Origin of the sequence: Streptomyces sp. NPDC058697 (genome assembly GCF_042715345.1) — a bacterium.
Lineage (GTDB): Bacteria > Actinomycetota > Actinomycetes > Streptomycetales > Streptomycetaceae > Streptomyces > Streptomyces liliifuscus.
The window spans coordinates 1-24,444 of record NZ_JBHXSU010000023.1; the positions used below are offsets into that span (position 1 = coordinate 1).

Consider the following 24,444-nt stretch of genomic DNA (forward strand, 5'->3'; position numbering starts at 1 on the left):
CCGCGCTCGTCCTCAAACGCCGGACGGGCTGGTAGTCAGCCCCTCCGGCGTTTGAGGAGCGGGGGTTCGGGGGCTGGCCCCCGAGTAGTGACGGGAATGGGTAGGGGCGGCGGGGGCGAAAAAGGACTGGGTCGGCTGCCCGCGGAGTGGATGTCACGAATCGTGAGCCATGTGTCGGAAGGGTCTCGGGGCATACGTCGTCGCCCACTACCCTGGAGGGGTGACTATTCGCCTGTACGACACCAGCGCCCGGCAGATCCGTGACTTCACCCCGATCACGCCGGGTTGTGTCTCGATCTACCTCTGTGGCGCCACCGTGCAGGCGGCCCCGCACATCGGGCACATCAGGTCCGGCCTCAACTTCGACATCATGCGCCGCTGGTTCGAGCACCGCGGCTACGACGTGACGTTCATCCGGAACGTGACCGACATCGACGACAAGATCATCAGGAAGGCCGCCGAGCAGAACAGGCCCTGGTGGTCGATCGGTTACGAGAACGAGCGCGCGTTCAACGACGGCTACACGGCCCTGGGCTGCCTCCCGCCGACGTACGAGCCGCGCGCGACCGGCCACATCACCGAGATGGTCGAGATGATGCGCACGCTCATCGAGCGCGGGCACGCGTACGAGGCCGAGGGCAACGTGTACTTCGACGTGCGCTCCCTGCCCGGCTACCTGTCGCTGTCCAACCAGGACCTGGACGAGCTCCGCCAGCCCGCCGAGGACGGCGAGACCGGCAAGCGGGACCCCCGGGACTTCGCGATGTGGAAGGCCGTCAAGCCCGGCGAGCCGAGCTGGGAGACGCCCTGGGGCCGGGGACGGCCCGGCTGGCACCTGGAGTGCAGCGCCATGGCCCACAAGTACCTGGGCCCCGTCTTCGACATCCACGGCGGCGGCATCGACCTGATCTTCCCGCACCACGAGAACGAGATCGCCCAGGCCAGGGGCTTCGGCGACGAGTTCGCGCACTACTGGGTGCACAACTCGTGGGTCACCATGAGCGGCGAGAAGATGTCCAAGTCGCTCGGCAACTCCGTACTCGTGAGCGAGATGGTCAAGGCGTGGCGGCCCATCGTCCTGCGCTATTACCTCGGCACCCCGCACTACCGCTCCACCATCGAGTACAGCGAGGAAGCACTGCGCGAGGCCGAGTCCGCGTTCGCGCGGATCGAGGGCTTCGTGCAGCGGGTGGTGGAGAAGGCCGGAGCCGTCGAGCCCGCGGCCGAGGTCCCGCCGGCCTTCGCCGAGGCGATGGACGACGACCTGGGCGTCCCGCAGGCCCTCGCCGTCGTGCACACCACGGTCCGCCAGGGCAACAGCGCGCTGGCCGCCGACGACAAGGAAGCCGCGGTCGCACGGCTGGCCGAGGTCCGCGCCATGCTCGGCGTCCTCGGACTCGACCCGCTCGACCCGCACTGGGCGGGCGAGAGCGACCGCGGCGAGGACCTGCACGGAGTCGTCGACACGCTCGTACGGCTGGTGCTGCAGCAGCGCGAGTCCGCCCGTACCCGCAAGGACTGGGCCACCGCCGACGCCATCCGTGACCAGCTCAACCAGTCCGGGCTCGTGATCGAGGACGGCCCCCAGGGGCCGCGCTGGACACTCGGCCCGCGCTAACCGTTTCCTTGATCGATTGTGCCGCTCGGGTCTCCGGGCGGCACACTCGTAGACGCACGACATTTCACAGACACGTACACCACAGGCGTACGCGTGTACGCCTTCACACAGACAGGTAGGTCATGGCCGCTAACAACCGCCGCATGTCCGGCAAGAAGGGCGCGCAGGTCGGCAGTGGCGGCCAGCGACGCCGGGGCCTGGAAGGCAAGGGTCCGACCCCGCCCGCCGAAGCGCGCAAGGGGCACAAGAAGAACCGCATCGCCGGCGCCGTCGCCAAGGCCAACGCGAAGCAGACCGTGCGCCGCCCGTCGCCGCGCGGCGGCCGGGGCGGCAAGGGCACGTCCGAGATGGTCGTCGGGCGCAACTCCGTCGTCGAGGCGCTGCGCGAGGGCGTCCCGGCGTCGATGCTCTACGTCCAGCAGTTCATCGACAACGACGAGCGGGTGCGCGAGGCGCTCCAGCTCGCCGCGGACCGCGGCGGCATCCACCTCATGGAGGCCCCCCGCCCCGAGCTCGACCGCATGACCAACGGCCTCAACCACCAGGGGCTCGTCCTCCAGGTCCCGCCGTACGAGTACGCGCACCCGGAGGACCTCGCGGCCGCCGCGTACGACGAGGGCAAGGACCCGCTGATCGTCGCGCTCGACGGCGTGACCGACCCGCGCAACCTCGGTGCCGTCGTCCGGTCCGTCTCCGCGTTCGGCGGCCACGGGGTCGTCGTGCCCGAGCGCCGTGCGGCCGGGATGACCGCCGGTGCGTGGAAGACGTCCGCGGGCGCCGCGGCGCGTACGCCGGTCGCCCGTGCGTCGAATCTGACCCGGGCCCTTGAGTCCTACAAGAAGGCCGGTCTCATCGTGGTCGGTCTTGCCGCGGACGGGGAGGCCGAGGTCGGTGACCTGGAGGCCCTCGGGGGGCCCGTCGTCATCGTCGTCGGCAGCGAGGGCAAGGGGCTTTCCCGACTCGTCGGTGAGACCTGTGACTTCAGGGTGCGGATTCCTATGCCTGGCGGCACGGAGTCCTTGAACGCGGGTGTGGCTGCGGGAGTTGTGTTGTACGAGGCGGCTCGGCGCCGGGCCTGAACATCTGTGGCTGCCGCCCGGTTGAGTTGATCCGCGGGTGCGTGGGGGCTGGGCGCGCAGTTCCCCGCGCCCCTACGGGGCGCGGCTGTTTGATCTTGACGGGGTCCGGACAGATCGGGGCGGTCAAAGCAGTGTCCTAAACACACGTCACTCGGTTAGATGAGTGTGGACACCAGAACACCCCGCACACCCACGGGGGACCGCTCGTTGGGATTCGACGACGCTCCCGCGCTGAGCATGGTGAAGGTGCCGAGCGATCCGGCGCAGGTCATCGTCAATCATGCGAGCTTCCGCGTGCAGCTGAAAGCCGCCCCGCGGGCCCAGTCCCCGCGCGCCGGGCGGCACTTGAGCTCGGGCGAGGACACCGCGCGCATCCCCGTCGTCGGAACCACCGCAGGCACCCGCCGCCGCGCGCCCGTCGTCTGGAGCGGGAAGTCCGCCCCCGACGACACCGGCGCCACCCGGCTGTTGCAGGCGGTGCGGAGCACGAGTCTGCGGCACGGCGCCGAGGCGCCGGCCGGCGACGGCGGTGCGACCCAGGTCATCCCGCGCGTCGGCGAGGGCGGACCCCCCGGGTTCGACGTCGACGCCACCGTCGAGACACCGACCGTCCGCGGCCCCGAGACCCGCCTCCTGCCCCAGATGCGCAGCGCGGGCAGCGCGTACGAGGAGATCGACGAACGCCCGTACGCGGAGGGCGAGTTCGAGGACGACTCCTACGACGCCGACGAGTACGGGGACGAGGACGACGGCGCGCTCAAGCGGCACGGCGCCGCCCCCGTCCGGCACGGGTACTACCCCGGCCGCCGGATGAACCTCGGCGTCGTCCTGCTCCCGCTGCGCGTCTTCCTCGGCTTCATCTCCATCTACGCCGGCATGGGCAAGCTCTGCGACCCCGTCTACTTCGACGGCGGCAAGCGCGGCTCCATGGTCAAGTGGCTCAACTCCCTGCACCCCTGGGAACTCGCCGAGCCACTGCGCCAGTTCGCCCTCGAACACCCCGTCGGTGCCGGACTCCTCATCGCCTTCTTCCAGGTCATCGTCGGCGTCCTCACCGTGCTCGGCCTGTGGCAGCGGGTCGCCGCGGTCGTCGGCGCCCTGCTCTCGGCGGCGCTGCTCCTCACCGTCAGCTGGAAGTCCGTCCCCGCCTACGACGCGCCGGACATCATCTACCTCGCCGCCTGGTCCCCGCTGATCATCGCGGGCGCCCCCGTCTACTCCATCGACGGCCGCCTCGCTGGCGAGGCCTGGCGCACGCTCGGGCCGCGCACCGACATCTGGGAACTGCGCAGCCGCGTCCTGCGCAGGGGCGCGCTCGTCACGACCATCGTCGTCGGACTCACCCTGCTCATCGGCTCGTTGCTCGGCGGCGCCGTCCGTGACGCCGACCGCGTGGTCGTCCCCGGCCCCGGCGAGGCCCCGCGCAACGAACTGCCCGGCTCCCCACTCCCGGAGGAGCCCGGCAAGCGCCAGCACAAGGAGAGCCCCTCGGCGGCCAACTCGCCCACCCAGGGCGCCACTTCCGCGAGTCCTTCGGGCGCCGCGACCACCCCGGGCGCGGCCCGCGAGACCGCGGGCGCCGGCGCCGGGCAGCCCAGCCAGACCCAGGGCTCCGGGCAGGCCCCGCCCCAGCAGTCGGCCGCGCCGCAGGCTCCCAGCACCAGCGCCGGTCCGTCCTCCTCGGGCGGCACCACCGGCGGTACGGGCTCGGGCGGCGGCTCGGGCAGTGGCGGCGGCTCCGGCTCGGGCTCCGGCGGGAGCACGGGCGGCGGCAGCGGTGGCGGTGGCGGTGGCGGCTCAGGCTCCGGCGGTGGCTCCGGGCTCGTGGGCGGCCTGCTGGGCTGACACCACCGCCCGCCGACAGGGCGGCACGGCCCAAGCCGGTACGGCGGACCAGGACCGTACAGCCGGTACGGCGGCGCAGGAACCGTACGACGATGGGGCCCGCACCTCTCAGGTGCCGGGCCCCATCGTCGTCGTACATGCCACTTCTGTGGACCGGGACAAGTGCCTCAACGTCCCAGCGCCGCCAGCTCCTTTGCGGCCTCGGTGAGGTCCTTCGCGGTGTCGATGGCGCGCCAGTAGGCGCCCTGCGGGATCGGATAGCCGGCCAGGCGGCGTTCGCGGGCCAGGCGGGGGAACGTGGACCGCTCGTGGTCGCCGAGGTCGGGCAACAGGGCGGCGAACTCGGGGGAGAAGACGTACACACCCGCGTTGATGCCGTACGCGGTCGGCGGGGACTCGATGAAGTCCGTGATGTGGCCGAAGTCGTCGGTCTCGACGGCGCCCCACGGGATGCGGGGGCGGGCCAGCGCGAGGGTGGCCACCGCGTCGCGCTCGGTGTGGAAGTCCGCCATCTCACGCAGCGAGAAACGGGTCCAGATGTCGCCGTTCGTCGCGTACCAGGGGCGGTCCGGGTGGGGCAGGTGCTTGGCGGCGAACTTGAGGCCGCCGCCGCGGCCCAGGGGCTCCGTCTCGACCACGGTGGTCACGGAGACGGGCAGTTCGGCCGAGTCCAGCCACTGCTGGAGCACCTCGGCGAGATGGCCGCACGAGACGACGACGTCGGTGACGCCCTCCTCGGCGAGCCAGGCCAGCTGGTGGCCGATGATCGGGGTCCCGGTGCCGGGAATCTCGACCATCGGCTTGGGACGGTCGTCGGTGTAGGGACGCAGCCGGGAGCCCTGGCCGCCGGCCAGGACGACGGCTTGAACGGGGCGCGACGCGGCGTTCGGATCGGTCATGACCCGAACTGTACGTCGCGCTCCGCGGGCTTGACGGGTAGGGCTCGTGCTGGCTGCGCGGGTGGGGATCTGCGGGTCGGTGGGGGCTGGGCGCGCAGTTCCCCGCGCCCCTTGCGGGGCCCTCCTGGCGGCTCAGGTGTGCTGGGCTGCCACGCCCGTGGCGAAGGATGTGTCGCAGACCGGGCGGGCGAACGACTGGGCTCGGGTCGGGCCGTAGGCGCGGACGGCGGCGCGGCCCAGGGCGCGGGCGATGGACGCGCAGTGCTGGGCGAGCGACGGACGGCCGTTCACCGCCTCCTGGAGGTGGGTGAGGGCCACGCCCGGGTTCTTCTCCTGGAGTTCGAGGAGGAGTTTGTCGCGCAGCACGTCCTGTGGGGCGCGGGACGGGGCGCGTCGGGAGACGTCCTCGGCGGATGCGGCGAGCACCGATGTCGAGGAGCTGTTTCCCGACCAGTTGACTCGGGTGACCGCGAGCGTCCCGGAGAGCACCAGGACGACGGGCAGAACGAGGGCGAGAGTACGGCCGATCCGGCGGGCCGGACCGCGGCCGTGCCGTGTCGGTCGGCCGGCGGGACCACGGCCGTGTCGCGTCGAGTGGTTAGTGGAGTGCTTCACGCGAGTGAGGGTAGCGCGGGGTGATGATTTGGCGACATTTAGTAATCAATTCGGGGGACGGGTAAACCGTCGTTTTCGAGTTTGATGTTGACGTACGGGGATCGAAATGCCCGTTCTGCCGGGGTATTTGTCGACAACGAAGAAGGCCCCGCAGCAGCCTGCGGGGCCTTCTTCGTCAACTTGGGTGAAATCTCCGGGACCGGCCGGGTCGGACCCGGCCGGCTCGACCGACCCGGTCAGTCGGAGAGACGCTCGCCCGTGGACGTCGAGAACACGTGGGTCTCGCCCGGACGCGGCACGACGTGCAGGGTGGCGCCCTTCTCCGGGACCGCGCGGCCGCTGACGCGGACGACCAGGTCCTTGAGCTCGTCGTCGACCTTGGCGCTGCCGTAGACGTAGCCGTCGGCGCCGAGTTCCTCGACGACGTTCACGGTGACGGCGAGGCCGGCCGGGGCGTCCTCGGTGTCCTTCGACAGGGAGGCGGCCGCGGCGCCGTTGTGCTCGACGATGTCGAAGTGCTCCGGACGGACACCGACGGTGACGGTGGTGTCACCCTTGTCGGCGGCGGTCTTGAGGGCCTCGCGGTTGACGGGCACCACGCTGTTGCCGAACTTCACGCCGCCGTCGGTGATCGGGACCTCGACGAGGTTCATCGCCGGGGAGCCGATGAAGCCGGCGACGAAGAGGTTGCTCGGGCGGTCGTACATGTTGCGCGGCGAGTCGACCTGCTGGAGCAGACCGTCCTTCAGGACGGCCACCCGGTCGCCCATGGTCATGGCCTCGACCTGGTCGTGGGTGACGTACACCGTGGTGATGCCGAGGCGGCGCTGCAGCGACGCGATCTGCGTACGGGTCGAAACGCGGAGCTTGGCGTCGAGGTTCGACAGCGGCTCGTCCATGAGGAAGACCTGGGGCTCACGCACGATGGCGCGACCCATGGCGACGCGCTGGCGCTGACCACCGGAGAGGGCCTTCGGCTTGCGGGCCAGGTAGTCGGTGAGGTCCAGGATCTTCGCCGCGTCCTCGACCTTCTGGCGGATCTCGGCCTTGTTGACGCCGGCGATCTTGAGCGCGAAGCCCATGTTGTCGGCGACCGTCATGTGCGGGTACAGCGCGTAGTTCTGGAACACCATGGCGATGTCCCGGTCCTTGGGCGGCAGGTGCGTGACGTCGCGGTCACCGATGTGGATCGAGCCGGCGTTGACGTCCTCGAGACCCGCGAGCATCCGCAGGGAGGTGGACTTTCCGCAGCCGGAGGGACCGACGAGGACGAGGAACTCGCCATCCGCGACGTCGAGCTCGAGCTGGTCGACGGCGGGCTTGTCGCCACCCGGGTAAATGCGGGTCGCCTTGTTGAACGAGACAGTGGCCATGGGTCGTAGGCCCCCTTCACCGGCAGGAACGTGCCGGACGATCCGTTGTAAAGGTGGTGTGACCGCTACGGAACGGTCCGTAGTGGTGTAGTCCACATGAGCGGACTGGTTCAGGACGCTACCTCGCGTTCACACGTTCTGTCAGTACTCCGCGAGCGATGAAGTTCGAGGAAATTTTCGACAGGGGCCCGCTGTGACGTGGGTACACTGCACGGGCGTGCATGCGTGCACGCACCCGGCCCGCCCGTGCGCGGGCCCCGCCTCCTTAGCTCAGATGGCCAGAGCAACGCACTTGTAATGCGTAGGTCGTCGGTTCGAATCCGACAGGGGGCTCCAGTGGTGGAGACGGGTCCGCGGTGGGTCAGATGATGCCCGCTCGGATTGCGTATGAGACCGCGTGGGCGCGGTTTCTCAGTTGTAGGCGCTTCATTACGCCGTAGAGGATGTATTTGACGGTGCGTTCCGAGTAGGAGAGCTTCGTCGCTATTTCGGCGAGTTCCTTGCCCTCGGCCACCAGGCGGAGCACGTCCACCTCGCGGGGGCTGATGCCGGAGGCGGTGAGGCCTCGGGGGGCGAGGAGTTCGCGCTGGGCCCAGCGGACCTGTTCCATCAGGGTGCCCTGGAGGGTGGGCGGGAGGCTTCCGCCGCCGTCCGCGATGGTGTGCAGGGTTCTGATGAAGGCCGCCTGGCTGAAGGAGTCGCGCCACAGGACGGCGCGGACTCCGCGGTCGACCGCGGCCGAGACGTCGGCGTGCCACTCCTTGCCCACCACCAGGGCGAACCGTGCGTCCGGCCTGTCGGACAGGCTGCGCAGCAGGTCGAGGGTGGAGGTGTCGGCGACGTCCACGATGACCACGATGACGTCCGCCTCGCGGATCCTGTCCGGTGGGACCTCGCGGATGCGGCGGTCGTTGTGGAGATAGCTGAGCAGTCCGGCGCGGACGATGGCGTCGGGTGCGTGGATCGCCACGCGCACGGTGTCTGTGAGTACCTGCTGAGGCATTCGCCCCCCATTCGGGAACCCAAGTGGTCCATGCCGTTCAGGAGTTGATGGTGGCACGCGTGGTTGCCCCGATCCGCTCCCGGAGGCCCCTCGTCCGTTAAGGAGGGGGAAATCTGGCACGAGTGGGACGGGCGGGATGGAGTGGCGTGGGTGGGGTCAGTGGTGGGTCGGCGTCAGCTGGGTGCCCGTGAGTACTGCCGTGACCACCTCTGTGCGGGAGCGCATTCCGGTGCGTGCGAACAGCCGGGACAGGCGGTTGGCGACCGCGTCCTCGCTGAGCCGCAGTACGCCCGCGATCTGGCGGTTGGTGAGTCCCTCGGCGAGCAGGGTGGCCAGCAGGTGTTCGTTCTCCGCCGTGGCCTGTCTGCGGCCGGGTACGGTCAGGCCGGCCTCGCGCATCGCGGTCCTGGTGTGGAAGCGCCACAGCGTGGCACCCATCTCGCCGAACCGTTCGTACGCCTCGTGCAGCAGGGTCGCCGGGGCCGCGTTCGCGCGTACGGCGGCCAGGAGCGTGACCGCCGTTTCGAACGGCTGGCTGCGGGAGCGGGCCAGGCCGACCGCCTCGTGGAGGTGCTTGAGCCCCTCCGGGGAGTCCGGGCCCAGGATCTTTCCCGATGTCAGCAGGTGCAGGAGTCGCGTCCGGCCGCTGTTCATCTGCTCTGCCGTTTGTTCGAGGCGTGTCAGGCAGGCCGTCGCCCGGTCCTTGTGTCCCGCTTCCGCCTGCACCTCGGCGAGTGAGGCCAGCAGTTCGTCGATGCCGTAGAAGGTTCCGCGTTCGTCTGCTGCGTGGAGGCCGCGCAGGAGTACCTCCTCTGCCCGGTCCAGCTCGCCCAGGGTCCGCAGTACCTCGGCCTCGGCGTGGTCCAGGATGTGTTCCAGCGGCCCGTCCATCTTCCCGCGCACGCTGCTGATCAGGCGGTCGGCGCTGGTGGTGCGGCCCTGGGCGAGGAGGATGGCCGCCGTGCGGGCGGGGAGCAGATGGTGTCCGGGGACCACGTTCAGGACCCCGCCGTCGACCAGGAGCCGACGTGCCAGCGCGAGTGCCTCGTCCCACCGTCCGTTGAGGTGGTGCCACAGGAACCGGTTGGTCTGGGGGAGGAGTTCGACGTCCATCCTCCGGGTGGACAGCAGGTTCGCCGCCGCTTGCAGGTCGCCGATGCCGAGCAGTACGTCGAACGTGGCGATGTTGTGCGCGAACGCCTTGTTCGGTGACATGTCCGGTTCCTCCGGCAGGGCCAGTGCGCGGGCGAAGCGGTCCGGGTGGCCCAGTACGTACTCCGCGACCCTGCGGAACAGTTCCAGCAGCGCGCGGCTGCTCGGGGTGGCCTGCCATACGCGTTCGGTCTGCAGCATGAGGGCCAGTGCCTCCTGCCACTTCTCCAGCTGCCACAGTGCCTGGACGCGGCCGGAGACGGTGGCCATGGCGGACAGGGGCAGTCCCTCCCACCAGAGTGCGGTGCCCATGCGGGCCAGGGTCGGCCAGTCCTGTTCGGCGGCCGCCGACGCCACCAGCAGGGTGGCGGCCTCGTGGACCGTCCGTGAGTCGAGGCCCTCGGCAGGGCCGCACACGAGCCATTCGGCCGCCGTCCGGGCCGTGCGGTAGTCGCCGCAGCCGAAGGCGGCCTGGCCGGACCGCAGTATGGCGAGGTCGCGGTCGTACTGCTCCTCGATGAGGCGGACGGCTCCCATGTGCCATCGCAGCATTCCGCGGCGTTCGAGGTCGGGATACAGCGAGCGGGCGGCGGCTGTCAGTTCCGTCACCGCGCGGTCGCGGTCGACCAGGAAGCCGGCGTCGGCGATCCGGTCGGGGAGGTAGGTCTGCGCGTCGGCCTCCTCCAGAAGCGCGGGCGGGGGCGGATTCTGCGGGGCGGCTCCGGTGTCGGTCAACTTCTCGGCCGGGCTCCCGGTGCCCCCGCCCGCCCACAGCGCCTCCACCGCTGCCGCGGACAGGTGGCTGCGCTTCACCGGGCCCAGGCGTTCCCGGACGGTGTGGGCCAGGAGCGGTAGGCGGAATGTCCAGCCGCGTGGTGTGGAGTCGGTGTTCCGGCTGGGCAGTTCGTCGAGGATGCCCTCGTCGGCCAGGGTGCGGATGCCGTCGGTGACGGACTCGGCGGGCAGCCCGGTCGACGACGCGACCAGGGCCTCGGCCGGCCGGCCGAGCGGCCACAGGATGCTCAGCGCCGTGGCGACCGTCCCGCAGGGTTCCTCCAGCGCACGCAGTGCCACGACGTACCGGTCGTGGTCCGGCAGCAGTGGTACCGGCGCACCGGTGCCGAGGAAGGCGTGGCCGTCGGCCGTGCGTATCGCTTCCTGTGCCGTCCATTCGACGAGGAGGGTGTCCAGTGCGCCGGGGACACCGCGGCTCAGTTCGTGCAGGCGCCGCATCAGGTCGGCGTCGGGCGCCGACCGCAGGCGCTGCGCCACCATGGCTGTGGCGTCGTCCGGGGTGAGACGCGGCAGGGTGATCGTGTGTGCCGCCCGGTTGCGGGCGAGGCTGTCCACGGCCCGGCTGCGGCCGGGGGACGGCGCCGTGTGCTGGGCCGCCGTGAGCATCAGCCGGATGCCGGGCGGGACCCGGTCGAAGTCGGCCTCGTCGAGCAGGGCGAGGGATTCGGCGTCGGCATGGTGGGCGTCGTCGACGAGTACGACCGCGGGGGCCGGCCGTGCCAGAGCGGCGGCGAGTGCCTCGGCCATGGCTGTCCGGTCGCCGAGCTTCATCGCGGAGAGCGCCTCCGTGGCCGGCTTCTGTGCCGGCCTGCGTTTCGTCGTGGCGGACCAGTGTTCCTCCAGGGCCATGACCAGCCGCAGCGCCAGCAGTTGAGGGCGTTCGCCGTCACCGGGGACGCAGGCGACGGGCAGGACCGCGATCCCCGCCGCGCGCAGTCGCTCGGCGGTGGCGTGCGCGAACGCGGTGCGTCCGATGCCCCGTTCGCCGCGCACGAGCGTCAGGCGGGGCCCGGCCGGATCGCGGAGGCCGCGGTCGGTCTCGTCCGACTCGGCTGTCCGGCCGAACAGGTCCTCGCCCGGGCCGTGGAACCGTGCGGCCGTGCCGCCGAAGACCAACTCGGTGTCTGTCCGAGCAGCCACTTTCTCCACCGCAACCTTCGAGGAATCACGTATCGGGCGGGCGGCGCCCGCCTCGGACCGACCCGACGGACGGGCCCCGGTCCAGCGCCTGCAATCATGGCAAACCCGGTACAAGAAGTTGGCCTGTTCGGTCATTTGGACGACTCCAATTCTCATGAAGCAGTTCTGCATGGAGAAAACGGGAAAACAGGGAGTCGTCGTGCAGCAGCACCCTTCACCTCTCGTCGGCCGGCACGGCGAAGTCGAGGACGTGGCCGAGGCGTTACGCACCACCGGACGCACCACCGGTGCAGCGGCTCGGATCCTGCTCGTCACCGGTGGCGCCGGAACCGGCAAGACCGCCGTGCTGGAACAGGCGCGGCAGACGGTGGTCCAGGAGGGCGGCAGGGTTCTGCGGTGCGGCTGGGAATCCGGCGGGGACCCGGCGGACGGTACCGCCGCTCTCACGGACGCCGTCTGCGGCGTACTCGCCAAGGTCCATGACGGCCGGCTCCCGGCGCGGATCGCCGCGGTGCGCCGGGTGCAGGCGCGGGCCACCGGGCCCGGCGGTGAGGTGGCTCTGCTGTCCACCCTGGGCGAGGTGCTGGCCGACGCGGCCCGTGAGGTCCCCTTCGCCCTGATCCTCGACAACACCGAGCGGATGCCGGCCCGTACGGTCTCCGCGCTCGGGCTGCTGCTGCGTACGTTCCGCCCGGCGGGTGTGCCGGTGGTGATGGCCGGCCGGCCGATGACGCCGGGGCACGCCACCGCCGCGCAACTGCCCGCGGCGGCCGACCGGGTGCTCGAACTGCCGCCGCTGTCGTCGGCCGATGCCGGCGCGCTGATCGTGCGGCGGCTGGGCCGTCCCGTCGAGCCCGACCTGGTGACGGCGGTGCTGGCCTCGCTGGGCCCGCTGGCGGGCAGCCCGGCCGCCGTGCTGTCGGTGCTCGCCTCGCTGGAGGAGCGCGGCGGACTGCTCGAACTCGACGGCCAGGTGTGCCTGACCGTGCCCGAGGGCGGGCTGCGGCTCAGTGCGGACGCCGCGGAACTGGGCCGGCTCTGCTGGCCGGACGCGTCACCGGATCCCGGCACGGTCGCGGCGGCGGCCGTACTCGCCGGTCTGGTCGAGCGGGCCGAGGTACGGCTTGAGGACCTGCACCGCGTGAAGTCGCCGGACGGGCCGCTCGAAGCCGTCGGCCGTACGGTGGACAGGCTGGTCGCGGACCGGGTGGTGACGGTCGGTCAGGACGGCCGGATCGCGTTCGCCGTTCCCGCTCTCGCGGCGGCGCTGCGGACGCTGCCCGCCCGCGCTGAGGTGCGGTCGCTGCACGCCACGCTCACCCGGCTGGTGACGGACCGGCTGGGCGCCACCGCGGCGGGGACCCGGCGGCCGCGGCTGGCCGGGCATGTGGCGGCGGCCGGCGCGATGCTGGACGACAGCCTTGCGGTACCGCTGCTGCTGGCCGCGGCCGGCAGCAGTGTCCGGTTCAACCAGGACTGGGCGGTTCGCAGTTACCACTCGGTGTTGCGGCATCTGCCGCCGCACGACCCCAGAACACCCGGCGTGCTGCACGAGTCCGCCGGTCTGAGCCTGCGGCACTCCGACCACATCGGCGTACTGGCGCTCGCCGAACCGCTGCTCGCCCGCCTCGACGTACCGCACGGCGACGACCGGGAGGAACGGGAGGAGCAGCGGGACCGGGCGGGCGCGGAGGGCCGGGGGGACCAGGGGGACCGGGACGGTCTGGAGTGGGTCACCCGGGCATGCGCCCTGTCGGCACTGCACGAGCACCGGTCCCCGTACGACGACGGCGCCGACCCCCGATACCGTGCGGCGCTCCAACGGGTGCCCTCCGCCGAGGTGTTGGCGATGCTCGGCGGACGGTACGGGATCGGCCCGAGCACGCCGACGGCCTTCCGGCCGGGGCCGGCCCCGCAGGAGTCCGGCTCCGGCACAGGCTCCGGCTCCGGGCCCGTTCCGTCGTCCGCCGAGGTGCGGCTGCTGGCCGCAGCCGTGGGTGGCGGCGACGAGTTCGAGCGGGCCCGGCGGAGTGTGCCGGGGGACGCCCTCGACGAGGCGGCCCTGGACCGGCTGCGGAACGCCGCCGCGTACGGGGATCTCGTGGGTGCGCTTGAGGCCGTACTCGGTGAGCGGTACGTCGTGGCGGGGGAGAGCACGGCCGTCCGGTACCACTCCATGGTGCGCGACTACCTGACGGGGGACTGGGACAGTGCCCTGTCGTGCGCCCGCCGGATCGAGACGCGGGGCCGGTCGGGCGGCACGGCCGGTGTCGGACAGCCGGCCCGGGCGCTGGCGGCCGAGATCCAGCTCATGCGCGGGGAGTTGGGCCGCGCCCGCGAGTGGCTGGACCTGATCCCGGACTCGGTCGCCCATCCGCTGGTGGCCCGGGCCCGGCTGGGCGTCCGGTACTGGTCGGGGCAGGCGGACAGGGCCTCGGCGGGCAGGGCCTCGGCGGACGAGGCCCTGGAAGCGGCACGGCACGACGTACGGCGGGCCCGCGAGAGCGGGCTGCTCGCGGGCCTCGACAGGGTGCTGCTGCGGATGCTGTCGATCACGGTGCGGGGTGACAGCCCGGAGGCGACGCGGCGGACGTTGGAGGAGTTGGAGGCGCTGTACGAGGAGGCCGCCTCGCCCATGACGTACGAGACGGTGCTCCTCGCCCGCGGGATGGTGCACGGCGACGCGGACAGCGCGCTCGCCGCGTACCGGCTGGTGCGGCGGCGGGTCGACCTGCCGTTGAGTGTGGACTGCTGTCAGTGCTTGACGGACGTCGCCGACGACCCCCGGCCGTGGCTGGACGAGGCGACACGGAGCGGGCACGCGCTGGGTATGGGGCGGCCCGTCCGCAGCCTCCTCGGCGCGGCGGCGCGGCGGCGGAACGTGTCGATCCCCAGGCGCCGTGCGGCCCGGGCGGAGCTGAGCGATCGCGAGGTGCGGCTGATCGCCATGGTGAGCGACGGGTCCACCAACCGGCAGATCGCCGCCCGGCTGGCGTGCAGCGAGAAGACCGTGGAGCAGCGGCTTTCGCGGCTGTTCCAGCGGACGGGCTGCCGCTCCCGGGTGGAGCTGGCCGCGGCCTGGCTGGACGGCAGCCTGGCGCGACAGGGTCTGGTGCCGGGGGAGTAGGTACTGGGCCCTAGGTTCCATGGGTGTTCTCGAAGTCCGGCCTCGGTTCCTCGGGCTCGGGCGGCCGGCCGCCCAGGAACATGGTGTCGAACGCCCCCGCCCCGTGATAGCTGAGCTGGATCGTCGGGCTCTCCTCCCAGGGGCGGCGTGCCCAGTCGACTCTGGGGTCCCGTCGGCCGTTGGGCCGGGCCGTTGGGTGCCGGGGCGTTGTCGGCCGGGCGGTCTCGAAGGCCGCCCATGTCTCGAAGGCGTGGGCCGGTGTGTTGTCCCCAGGCTCTCCGACGGTGGACATGGTGGACACACCGGCCGCGGGCGGGAGTTGGGACGGGTGCGGGTCCGTACCCGGGCCCGGGTACGGAGCGTAAGTCGGGTACGGGGGCCTTCCGGCACCGTGGCCGTCCTGTCGGCGCTGCTCGTCCTGCCAGCGCCGCTCGTGCGGCCCGCGGAGGTCGTCCTCCCCCGGTACGGGCTTTCCGCCGCTGTCGCTCGTCACCACCACCGTGACGCCGACGATGATCAGCAGCAGCCCGGGGACGGTCGCGACCGCGACGCCCTGGTCCATCAGTGACCACGCCATGAGCGCGGCCACCGGGGTCTCCAGCAGGAGGAGGACGCTCATCGTCGTCGCCGACGTCCTGCCGAGGACGAAGTTCAGCGCGCCGAGCCCCAGCAACTGCGGGAGGATGAGCAGCCCGAGCAGTGACAGCTGGGTGGTCCTGTCGAAACCGGTCAGCTGGATGTCGAACAGCCAGCAGGCGGCGAGGAGTTCGAGACCGCAGACCAGCGAGGTGACCGTCGAGTACAGGGGCGTGCTCACGTCCGCCCGCGACTTCTCGCTCAGCGCGGCGTACCCGGCCTGGGCGACGGCTCCGGCGAGGGCGAGCAGGTCCCCCAGCAGTGCCGTACGGCTGCCGGACTGGATGTCCACACCGGCGGCCGCGGCCGCTCCGATCACGGCGAGTGTCAGACCCGCCCATGTCCTGCGGGATGCCCGTACGCCCTGGCCCGCGGCGATGAGGGCCTGCCAGACGGGCTGGGTGGCGACGAGAGCGGTGGACATGGCGACCGAGGTCAGCTGCGTACTCGTCATGAAGGCCGCGAAATGGAGGGCGAGTGCCGTGGCCGCGAGGAAGCCGAAGACCATGGGCCGCCACTGCTCGCGGCGCAGCAGCCCGCGTTCGCCGCGTACGACGCGCACCACCTCGCGGCGGCGCAGTATCAGGAGGAACGGCCCGAGGGTGGCGAAGCCCAGGGCGTTGCGCCAGAACGCCATGGCGAGCGGCGACGCGGTGGCGGCGGCGGTGAGCGGGGCGGTGGCGGATATGGAAACCACGGCGACCGCCATCGCGGCTATGGACAGCGGATCGATTCTGGTTTTCACTCGCGGAACTGACTCCGATTCGAGCATGGGGGAGGGCGGATCCGACGCTGCTTGTCATGGGGGAAGCCATCGGTCCGCCTCTTGGCGGTACGGACTGTAGGGGACGGCCGGCGTGGCGCCCGCCCGGTGCAAAAGCCGCTCAACGCCCGCGTCACGGGCGGCGGAAGCGGCTGCCTGGGGTGGTGATCCGGCCGGCGCGATGCCGGTCCGCCGAGAGCCCGTAGGACCGGCCCCGGCGGTGTTTGCGCTGTTCAGGGGCTCGGTGCGCGTAGATGGACGGCCGGGTTGCCCATTCGCCGCCGGTGAGAGGAGCAGCCGTCGCCTAAGCGGGAATTCGGCGACGGACCCGACCGAGCCGCGCGCTCGACACGATCTGAATTCGGCCCGTCTGTGCAGTGCGCAGCGCACTGGCGGGCAATGACATTCCGCGCGCGGTCGTGTGCCGTCGTGTGCCGTCGTGCTCGGCGGCGACGGTCATCTCCGTAGGCGGTTGACCGCCGAGGCCGCCGCTTTGAGTGATGCCCAGGTCGCGTTGGCGTCGATGCCGACGCCCCACCGCACCCGGCCGTCGATGGCGCACTCGATGTACGAGGCGGCCCGGGCGCCGGCGCCTTCGCTCAGGGTGTGTTCGCTGTAGTCCAGCACGCGGGCGTCGACGCCGATGCGGGTCAGGGCGTCGACGAAGGCGGAGATCGGGCCGTTGCCGCTGCCGGTCAGGACCGTGTCGACGCCGTCCACGCAGGCCTCGACGGTGAGCGTGTCTCCGCCGTCGGCGGCGATCGAGGCCTGGGCCGAGCGCAGCACGATACGGCCCCAGGAGTTCTCCGAAGCGGGCAGGTACTCGTCCTGGAAGACGGACCAGATCTGGGCCGGGGCGATCTCGCCGCCCTCGGCGTCGGTCTTCGCCTGGATGATCTTCGAGAACTCGATCTGCATCCGGCGCGGCAGGTCCAGGCTGTGGTCGTTCTTCAGGACGTACGCGATACCGCCCTTGCCGGACTGCGAGTTGACCCGGATCACGGCCTCGTACGACCGCCCGACGTCCTTCGGGTCGATCGGCAGATACGGAACCGCCCACTCCAGGTCGTCCACGGTGACGCCCTTCGCCGCCGCGTCGGCCTCCATGGCGTCGAGGCCCTTCTTGATGGCGTCCTGGTGGGAGCCGGAGAAGGACGTGTAGACCAGGTCGCCCACGTACGGGTGGCGCGGGTGGACCTCCATCTGGTTGCAGTACTCGGCCGTGCGCCGCACCTCGTCGATGTCCGAGAAGTCGATCTGCGGATCCACCCCCTGCGAGAACAGGTTCATGCCCAGGGTGACCAGGTCGACGTTGCCGGTCCGCTCGCCCTGCCCGAACAGACAGCCCTCGATACGGTCCGCCCCGGCCATCAGCGCCAGCTCCGCCGCCGCGACAGCCGTACCCCGGTCGTTGTGCGGGTGGGCGGAGAGGCAGATGTGCTGGCGGCGGGACAGGTTGCGGCTCATCCACTCGAAGCGGTCCGCGTGCGTCGACGGGGTCGAACGCTCCACCGTGGCAGGCAGGTTGAGGATGATCTCCCGGCCCGTGCCCGGCTGCCAGACGTCCATGACCGCCTCGCAGACCTCAAGGGCGAAGTCCAGCTCGGTGTCCGTGAAGATCTCCGGGCTGTACTGGTAGCCCAGGGCCGTCTCGGGGCCGAGCAGCTTCTCCGCGTACTCCATCACCAGCCGGGTGCCGTCCACCGCGATCCCCTTGACCTGCTTGCGGCTGCCTCGGAAGACGACCCGGCGGAAGACCGGGGCGGTGGCGTTGTAGAGGTGGACGGTGGCGCGCCTGGCGCCCTTCAGCGACTCGACGGTGCACTCGATCAGGTCCTCGCGGGCCTGGGTCAGTACGGAGATGGTGACGTCGTCCGGGATGGCGCCCGGCTCCTCGATGATCGAGCGCACGAACGCGAAGTCGGTCTCGCCGGAGGCGGGGAAGCCGACCTCGATCTCCTTGTAGCCCAGCCTCACCAGCAGGTCGAACATCGTGCGCTTGCGGTCCGGTGGCATGGGGCTGATCAGTGCCTGGTTGCCGTCCCGCAGATCGGTCGAAAGCCAGCGCGGGGCCTTGGTGACACGGGCGCCGGGCCAGGTGCGGTCCGCGAGGTCGACGGCCTCGTACGGCCTGTACTTGTGGACCGGCATCGCGGTCGGACGCTGTCGGACGTTCGCGGCGGTCAGGGGCGTGGGACGGCGGACGGAGGGATCGGACATCGCGTAGGGCTCCTGGTGTCGGACCGGCGCCCGACCGGAATGCCGGCCGCGCGGCGCGGTCGCCGGATGTCGCGGTACCGCGCGCGACCCGTCGGCCAATCCTGAAGAGGTGCCGCTGCCGCGGGAGACGCCGCGGGCCCTTCGTTGCCTCCCGGTACAGGGCCCGGTGCCTGCGTGTGCCGGAAGTTGAGCTGACGGGCAGGATCAACTGTCCCCGTGGGCAAGGTCCGTGCACCGGATCCATTGCTGCCCGCGCCCGTTCCTAGGCTGTCAGTGCAGCCCTGCTGCGGTCATGCGGTGATGGCTGCGTCCACGGCGTGCGACGTGCGGAATTTCGCCGTGCGGGACCCCCTGCCGACCCCTCAAGAGGCGCCGTGAAGTCGAACTCCCCATGGTGACGTGGAACTTGACGGAAGGACCGACGTGTTGACAACGGACAGTGCGCCGGGTGCGCGTGCCGAATGGCACGCTTCTCGTACGGCGAACCTCTGTGTCCGCGGCGCGCGCTATGTCACCGGATCGGACATCGTCCGTGTCTCGCGCGCTCTCGCCCTGGAGCCGTGGCATCTGACGCAGACCGCGCCCGCCGCCGCCGACGACCCGACCGGGATCGTCACGCACGGCGGCCGGCGCCGGGTGAATCTGAGGCTGGCCAACGGCCCGTACGGCTGTGTCTTCCTCCTGCGCACGGCCGGCGGGCTCGGCCACTGCGGGCTGGGAGAACTCGCGCCCCTCTCCTGCCGGGCCTTTCCCGCGCAGTTGGGGGAGGGCGCTGCCGCTGCGGCTGCCGCTGCCGCGAAGAAGTCGCCCGGCGGATCAGGGCAGTTGACCGAGGCGGACCTCGACGACGAACTGCTGGCGGACGCGAAGCGCGGGTGGACCGCGGACCGGGACCACTGGTTCGAGGTCGTCGAACGGTGGAACGCGCTGCCCGACGAGTCCGGGGGCGGGGGCGGGTCAGGATCCGGGTCGAGCGCTGGGTCCGGGGCCGACGACGAGTCCGGTATCCGCGATTTCCAGCGCTATCTGCTGGAGACCCACGCCGCTCGCGAGGCCGGGACGGCATGGCCCGGGGAGGCGGACCGGTGAACGGGAGCGGAGTCAATGTGGCCGGCTGCGCGGGCTGTACGGGTGACTGCTGCCGGAGGTACAAGGTCGGCGTGACCGCCGCGGACGTCCGCAGGGTCGCGGCCGGGACCGCGCTGCACCCCGAGGAGTTCGTGACCCTCCTGGAGGACGAATCGGGCTTCCGGCTGCGTCCCGACGGGCCCACCTTCGACCTGTATCTCGTCCGCAGACCGGAAAGCGGTGGCTGTGTGTTCCTGATGGAGATCGCCTCGGGGAAGGCCCGGTGCGGTGTGTACGCCCATCGCCCGCTGGTGTGCAGCAACTTCCCGACGACTCTCGAACGGGGTGCCGTGGCGATCCGTCAGGAAACCGTCTGCGGACCGGACTCCTGGAACCTCGCCGCGATGGAACTGACCACGTACCGGCGCGATCTGGAGCGCAACCGGACCGCCTGGGCCGAACACCGGCGCCTGGTCCGGACGTGGAACGCGGCCGTCGACGCCGACCAGCGGGAGAGAACCGCCCGCGAGCTGTACGACGTCCTCCTCGGGCCGACCGTGCCGACCGGACCGACCGGGACGGGCTGATGAGGCCGCAGCGGAACGACGGGGACGCGTACGAATACGGGTACGAGCACCCGTACGGGTATGGGCACGGGCACGAGCACGTCGAGGCGGAGGCTCCCCCTGCGCCGATCGACAAGCTCCTCGTCGCGTCCGTCGCCAGGCGCTTCTACCTCGAGAACCAGTCGAAGGTGGACATCGCCAAGGAGTTCGACATCAGCCGGTTCAAGGTCGCCCGGCTCCTCGACGCCGCCGTCGCCCACAACATCGTGCGGATCGACATCACCGTCCCGGCCGAGATCGACGCCCCGCTCTCGCAGGCCCTGGCCCGGCGCTTCGGACTGCGGCACGCCGTCGTCGTGAGCCTGACCCGCAGCGAGGGAGGCACGCAGGCTCCGGGGGACACGCGTCAGGCCGACCGCTGGCTCGGCACGGCGGCGGCGCAGCTCATCTCGGAGATCGCCGAGGAGGGCGACGTACTCGGCCTGGACGGAAGCCGTGCCGTGGAGGCGCTCAGCGAGGCGGTCACCCGGCTGCCCTCCTGCGAGGTCGTCCAGTTGACCGGCGTACACGGGCCCGACCTGGCCAACGACCCCGCGGTCACCGCCGTCCGCCGCACCGCCGCGGCCGGCGGTGGCCAGGCCCTGCCCCTCTACGCGCCCTTCGTCCTGCCGGACGCCTCGACGGCCTCGATCCTGCGGAGCCAGCCGACCATCGCCGAGACGCTCGACCGGTTCGGCCGGGTCACCAAGGCCGTCGTCGGCATCGGCGCGTGGGAGGCCGCGCTCTCGCCGCTGTACGACGTCCTGACCGAGCGGGAGCGTGAGACGTACGACTCGCTCGGAGCGTGCGCCGAGATGTCCGGCCATGTCTTCGACGCGACCGGCAACGTGATCCCCACCGAGCTGAACGCCCGGACGATCTCCGTGAGCGCCGCCCAACTCCGGGGTGTGCCCGAGCTGATCGCCGTCTCGGGCGGCCCGCGGAGCGCCGGGGCCGTCCGCGCCGTCCTCAACAGCGGACTCCTCACCGGTGTCGTCACGGACGCGACGACCGCACGCCGTCTCCTCTGGCGCGACGGCCCGGACGACTCGCCGCGGACGAGGGACGCGTGCGGGGACGCGCACGGGGACGCCTCCAGAAGTGCGCACGGAGACGCTTCCAGAGACGCGCACAGAGACGCGCACAGAGGCGCGTACGTGGTGGAAACGGCCACGTGAGCTCGACGTGCGGCACATCCCGGTTCCTGTTCCCCGCACCGCTTCGGGGGCTCGCGTGACCGACCAGCCACCGATCCACCGAGTGAGGACAGCGATGACCCAGCAGGGTGCCGTGGACGACGGGCTGCCGCCTGTGCCGGACGAGATCCGTGAGGCGGGCAGGCTCGCCCCGGACCACTGGCTGGGAGTGGTCGATCCGATGTGGTCCGGGGAAGGACAGCCCCCCGACTGGGCGTTGGTCGGCCGGTGGCGGTCGGGCCTGGACGGCGAGGTCGAGGAGTGGCAGGAGAACCCGGACTACCGGCCGTCCCCCAGCGCCCACGGCTGGCCCGGACCTGAGGACGAGGTGGACAGGGCCGTCCAGCTCGCCGCCACCGGCTACGGGCCCGGCGAGGCGGTGACCGAGGCGCTGCTCGGCCGTGAGGTGGCCGTACTGACCGGACCGGGCGGCGGCCCGTTGAGCGCCGTGACCCCGGACGGAACCCCGGTCGTCCCGCTCTTCACCTCACCGGTGTTCCTGCACACCGTCGGACGTCTCGCCTTCGAACTGGTCAAGGTCGACGACCTGGTGGGGCGGGTTCCCGAGGGGCACGCGCTGTATCTCAACCCCTCCGGACCGGTCAGCATGACCCTGGAGCTCGACGTCCTGCGCGACGCGGTCCGCACCGGGCGGGCCTACGCCGGCGGCCCGGAGACCGGGGAGGGGGCCGGCCCGCCGCCCGTGGCCGGGGCCGGGGAGGAGAGCGGATCGGTTGTGGCCGCGGACGAGAGTGCGTCGGCGGTGGCCGCGGTTGGGAACGGGGCGACGGTGGCCTCGGCCGGGAACGGATCGGCGACCGTGGTGGACGGCCGATGGGCGCGGGGGACGGACGCGTGAGCCGTTGGTCGTCGCGACTCTCCCGCCGGAGCGGCAGGCCGCCCGGTCCGGCGCGTGGCGCACGGAATCCGGCCGGGGACCCGCCGGGCGGCGCCGGCGCCGGATCCCGGGGGGCCGCCGGAGCCCTGCCGGTCGAGGACATCGACGGAGTGCTGCTGGTGCGCTCTGTCGAGGACGACTCCTTCCCGATGGACACCCTGGCCGAAGTGGCCCGCGCGGTCGCCGTGGACGAGGACATCGTCACGGTGATGGTCGGCTCCGGGGGCGGGCCGGACGCCGACCACTGGTCCCGGCTGGGTGCTCTCCTGGACTCCCTTCGCGCGAAGGGCACGAGCCGGGTCCGGCTCGTCATGTCCGGTGCCGGCGACGACCGGCCGGGCCGGCCCTGCGTGGCCCGCAGGATCGCCGACGCCTGGGAGCTGGAGGTGATTGCGCCCGACGGGGCGGTCCTGATCACCCCGGGGGGCGCGCTCTTCGTCCACGAGGGTTCCCGGCCCGGGTGCGGATGGTGGCTCTTCGCGCCCGGTGAGGCACCCCGGAAGCTGGGCCCGCGCGCCCCCGCACCGGTGTGGCAGGAGGCCCTCGGCCGGGTGCCCGCGCGTACGACGGGTGGTTGCGTCGTGGACCAGATACCGGCGGGCGTGCTGATGCGTCCTGCCGAGGCACCCGGACCTGCCCCCGACGACCTGTGCTTCGCGGTGCCCGTCGACTTCGAGCGCCCGACCGTGCTGGTCGGTGCCCTCCGGGCGGAGGACGTCGCGGCCGACGAGGTGGCCGCCGTCCTCGCGTCGCTGCCGGTCGCCCACCGGTCCCGCGTCCGGCTCGCCCCGGGCGGCCGCCGTGACCTGCTGCGGCTCGGCCACTCGGTCGCGGGCCTGCTCGGCGGTGAGGTGGAAGTACTCACGGGCCTGCCGCTGCTCGCCGACCACGCGCCGCCCGGAGCGGCTCCGCGGCCGACCCTGGTGGGCACCGACGGGCGGCCGAGCTGGGAGCCGTTCGTATCGTCCGTGGTCTGCCGGCCCGCCGACGCGCAGGGGAGGGTTCCCGCTCCCCGGCCGGTGGCGAGCCATCCGCCCGACTGGCTCTCCGCCGGTACGGAACCGGGGACCGTACGGCTGACCGACCGCTGGCAGGCCACGGTGACGCGGGCCGGACTCGCCCTGTGGGAACGGGACGCTCCCCGCCCTCCGCTCGCCGGGCCGGACGTGGATCCGGACACCTGTGCCGTCGAACTGGGCGTACCGGGACAGCCGTTGGACGAGTCGGTGCTGCCCGCGCTGTCCCGGCTCCTCGTCGGCCTCGGCTCCGCGACCCGCGCGAAGACCACGCTGCTGGTGCGCGGCAGGCTCACCACCGGGGAGGGCGAACTGCGCAGACTGGCCGCCGAGCACGGGGTACTTGGCATTCGTTACGTCACGGCCGGCGCCCCAGGGCGCCCGGGGGCGCCGGTACGCCGGACCCTTCCCGGGGCGCTCGCGCCTGCGGGTGCCGTCGCGGCGCCGCACCCCACCGGCACGGCCGCGGCGGCCGGTCCGCCGACCGCCGTGCCACGGCGGCCCGTTCGGGAGGCGGCCGGGGAGCCCAGGCCCGCCCCGGGACGGGCGGCACCTCCCGTACGTACGCCGCCCGGTCGCCGTACCGCCGCGGAGGCGCCGACTCCGACAGTCCGTACGAGCACGGGGGTGCCGGCTGTCAGCACGGGCGGGGGTACGGAGCCGGAGGGGGAGTTCGCCACCGGTGAGGCGGCGGTCGCCGGGGCGGAGACGCGCCTGGCCGGTGGGGCGCCGGGCCGGGGAAGCGACGTATCGGCTCCGGAGCGGGGAGGCCACGTACCGGCTCCGCCTCGTCCGGAACTCGAACCGAAACCGGGATCGGAGCCGAAGCCGGGGCCAGACCCGGCCCCGGAACTGAGACCGGAACCCGAGCGGGAATTGACGCGGGAGCGGGAGCCGAACCCGGAGCGGGGGGCCGAGCCGGAGACCGAGCCCGACTCGAACCCGGGTCCGAACCAGAGCCCAGACCGGAACCCGGACTTGGACCTGAACCTGGACCCGGACCCGGACCCGGACCCGGACCCGGACCCGGACCTGGGCCTGGGCCTGGGCCCGGACCCGGACCTGGGCCTGGGCCCGGACCCGAACCTGAACCCAGGCCGGAACCTGGAGCCGGACGCGAACCTGGACTTGGAGCCGAACGCGGAGCGGGGGACCGAGCCCGACCCGAACCCGGACGCGAACCGGAACCCGGACGCGAACCGGAACCCAGACCGGAATCTGGACCCGGAGCCGGAGCCGGAGCCGGAGCCGAACCGGAACTCGGACCCGAACCGGAACTCGGACCCGAACCGGAACTCGGAACCGAAACCGGACCCGGACCTGGACCCGGCTCCGGACCCGAACCGGAACTCGAACTCGAACCCGAACCCGGCTCCCAACCCGAACCTGGGTCCGT

General features: G+C 72.0%; 16 protein-coding genes and 1 tRNA gene. 10 read left to right on the top strand and 7 right to left on the bottom strand.

The genetic code is table 11. The features are described 5' to 3' along the window. Positions 1-220 precede the first annotated feature (220 nt). From cysS to ACFWXQ_RS36660, 3 genes are all read left to right on the top strand, one after another. A complete protein-coding gene (gene cysS / locus ACFWXQ_RS36650) occupies positions 221-1,618 on the top strand; it encodes a cysteine--tRNA ligase (RefSeq protein WP_362300517.1) in 1,398 nt (465 codons plus the stop codon). 122 nt (positions 1,619-1,740) lie between these two features. Then, entirely contained in the window at positions 1,741-2,697 is a 957-nt protein-coding gene (gene rlmB / locus ACFWXQ_RS36655) for a 23S rRNA (guanosine(2251)-2'-O)-methyltransferase RlmB (RefSeq protein WP_383956165.1), read from the top strand. A gap of 165 nt (positions 2,698-2,862) precedes the next feature. Next, positions 2,863-4,542: a DoxX family membrane protein gene (locus ACFWXQ_RS36660; protein WP_383956168.1), complete on the top strand. Its 1,680-nt coding sequence runs from the start codon at positions 2,863-2,865 to the stop codon at positions 4,540-4,542. A gap of 167 nt (positions 4,543-4,709) precedes the next feature. On the opposite strand, the gene ACFWXQ_RS36665 is transcribed toward ACFWXQ_RS36660, so the two are convergent. The 3 genes from ACFWXQ_RS36665 to ACFWXQ_RS36675 form a co-directional block, all read right to left on the bottom strand. Further along, positions 4,710-5,441 (bottom strand): nucleotidyltransferase family protein, encoded by a 732-nt coding sequence (locus ACFWXQ_RS36665; protein WP_143639575.1) that lies wholly within the window; start codon positions 5,439-5,441, stop codon positions 4,710-4,712. Between the two features lie 132 nt (positions 5,442-5,573). Then, complete coding sequence (locus ACFWXQ_RS36670) at positions 5,574-6,056, bottom strand: hypothetical protein (protein WP_383956162.1); 483 nt, start codon at positions 6,054-6,056, stop codon at positions 5,574-5,576. Positions 6,057-6,292: 236 nt separating this feature from the next. Beyond that, entirely contained in the window at positions 6,293-7,429 is a 1,137-nt protein-coding gene (locus tag ACFWXQ_RS36675; RefSeq protein WP_383952050.1) for an ABC transporter ATP-binding protein, read from the bottom strand. 259 nt (positions 7,430-7,688) lie between these two features. Here ACFWXQ_RS36675 and ACFWXQ_RS36680 point away from each other — a divergent pair. Further along, a tRNA-Thr gene (locus tag ACFWXQ_RS36680) sits at positions 7,689-7,765 on the top strand. Positions 7,766-7,790: 25 nt separating this feature from the next. Here the strand turns inward: ACFWXQ_RS36680 and ACFWXQ_RS36685 are convergent. Both ACFWXQ_RS36685 and ACFWXQ_RS36690 read right to left on the bottom strand, forming a co-directional pair. Then, positions 7,791-8,432, bottom strand: coding sequence for a response regulator transcription factor (locus tag ACFWXQ_RS36685; RefSeq protein ID WP_383952052.1), 642 nt, complete (start codon positions 8,430-8,432; stop codon positions 7,791-7,793). A 156-nt stretch (positions 8,433-8,588) separates the two neighbouring features. Beyond that, on the bottom strand, positions 8,589-11,519 hold the full coding sequence (locus ACFWXQ_RS36690; RefSeq protein ID WP_383952054.1) for an AAA family ATPase: 2,931 nt from the start codon (positions 11,517-11,519) through the stop codon (positions 8,589-8,591). 199 nt (positions 11,520-11,718) lie between these two features. Between ACFWXQ_RS36690 and ACFWXQ_RS36695 the strand changes: the two genes are divergently transcribed. Beyond that, the gene (locus ACFWXQ_RS36695) at positions 11,719-14,646 is read left to right on the top strand and encodes an AAA family ATPase (protein ID WP_383952056.1); all 2,928 of its coding nucleotides are present in this window, start codon (positions 11,719-11,721) and stop codon (positions 14,644-14,646) included. Between the two features lie 10 nt (positions 14,647-14,656). On the opposite strand, the gene ACFWXQ_RS36700 is transcribed toward ACFWXQ_RS36695, so the two are convergent. After that, positions 14,657-16,027: a DMT family transporter gene (locus ACFWXQ_RS36700; RefSeq protein ID WP_383952058.1), complete on the bottom strand. Its 1,371-nt coding sequence runs from the start codon at positions 16,025-16,027 to the stop codon at positions 14,657-14,659. Positions 16,028-16,501: 474 nt separating this feature from the next. Then, the gene (gene leuA / locus ACFWXQ_RS36705) at positions 16,502-18,265 is read right to left on the bottom strand and encodes a 2-isopropylmalate synthase (protein WP_383952060.1); all 1,764 of its coding nucleotides are present in this window, start codon (positions 18,263-18,265) and stop codon (positions 16,502-16,504) included. 426 nt (positions 18,266-18,691) lie between these two features. Here leuA and ACFWXQ_RS36710 point away from each other — a divergent pair, with 426 nt between their 5' ends. The 5 genes from ACFWXQ_RS36710 to ACFWXQ_RS36730 all read left to right on the top strand — a co-directional run. Continuing rightward, on the top strand, positions 18,692-19,354 hold the full coding sequence (locus ACFWXQ_RS36710) for a hypothetical protein (protein ID WP_383952062.1): 663 nt from the start codon (positions 18,692-18,694) through the stop codon (positions 19,352-19,354). Next, positions 19,330-19,920 (top strand): YkgJ family cysteine cluster protein, encoded by a 591-nt coding sequence (locus ACFWXQ_RS36715; RefSeq protein WP_383952064.1) that lies wholly within the window; start codon positions 19,330-19,332, stop codon positions 19,918-19,920. The genes ACFWXQ_RS36710 and ACFWXQ_RS36715 overlap by 25 nt, the downstream gene beginning before the upstream one ends. Further along, complete coding sequence (locus tag ACFWXQ_RS36720) at positions 19,920-21,116, top strand: sugar-binding transcriptional regulator (RefSeq protein ID WP_383952066.1); 1,197 nt, start codon at positions 19,920-19,922, stop codon at positions 21,114-21,116. Before ACFWXQ_RS36715 ends, ACFWXQ_RS36720 begins: the two co-directional genes overlap by 1 nt. Before the next feature lie 94 nt (positions 21,117-21,210). After that, positions 21,211-21,993, top strand: coding sequence for a type VII secretion system-associated protein (locus tag ACFWXQ_RS36725; RefSeq protein WP_383952068.1), 783 nt, complete (start codon positions 21,211-21,213; stop codon positions 21,991-21,993). After that, a partial coding sequence (locus ACFWXQ_RS36730) for a hypothetical protein (protein WP_386270115.1) occupies positions 21,990-24,444 on the top strand: 2,455 nt, incomplete at its 3' end. The genes ACFWXQ_RS36725 and ACFWXQ_RS36730, both read left to right, overlap by 4 nt.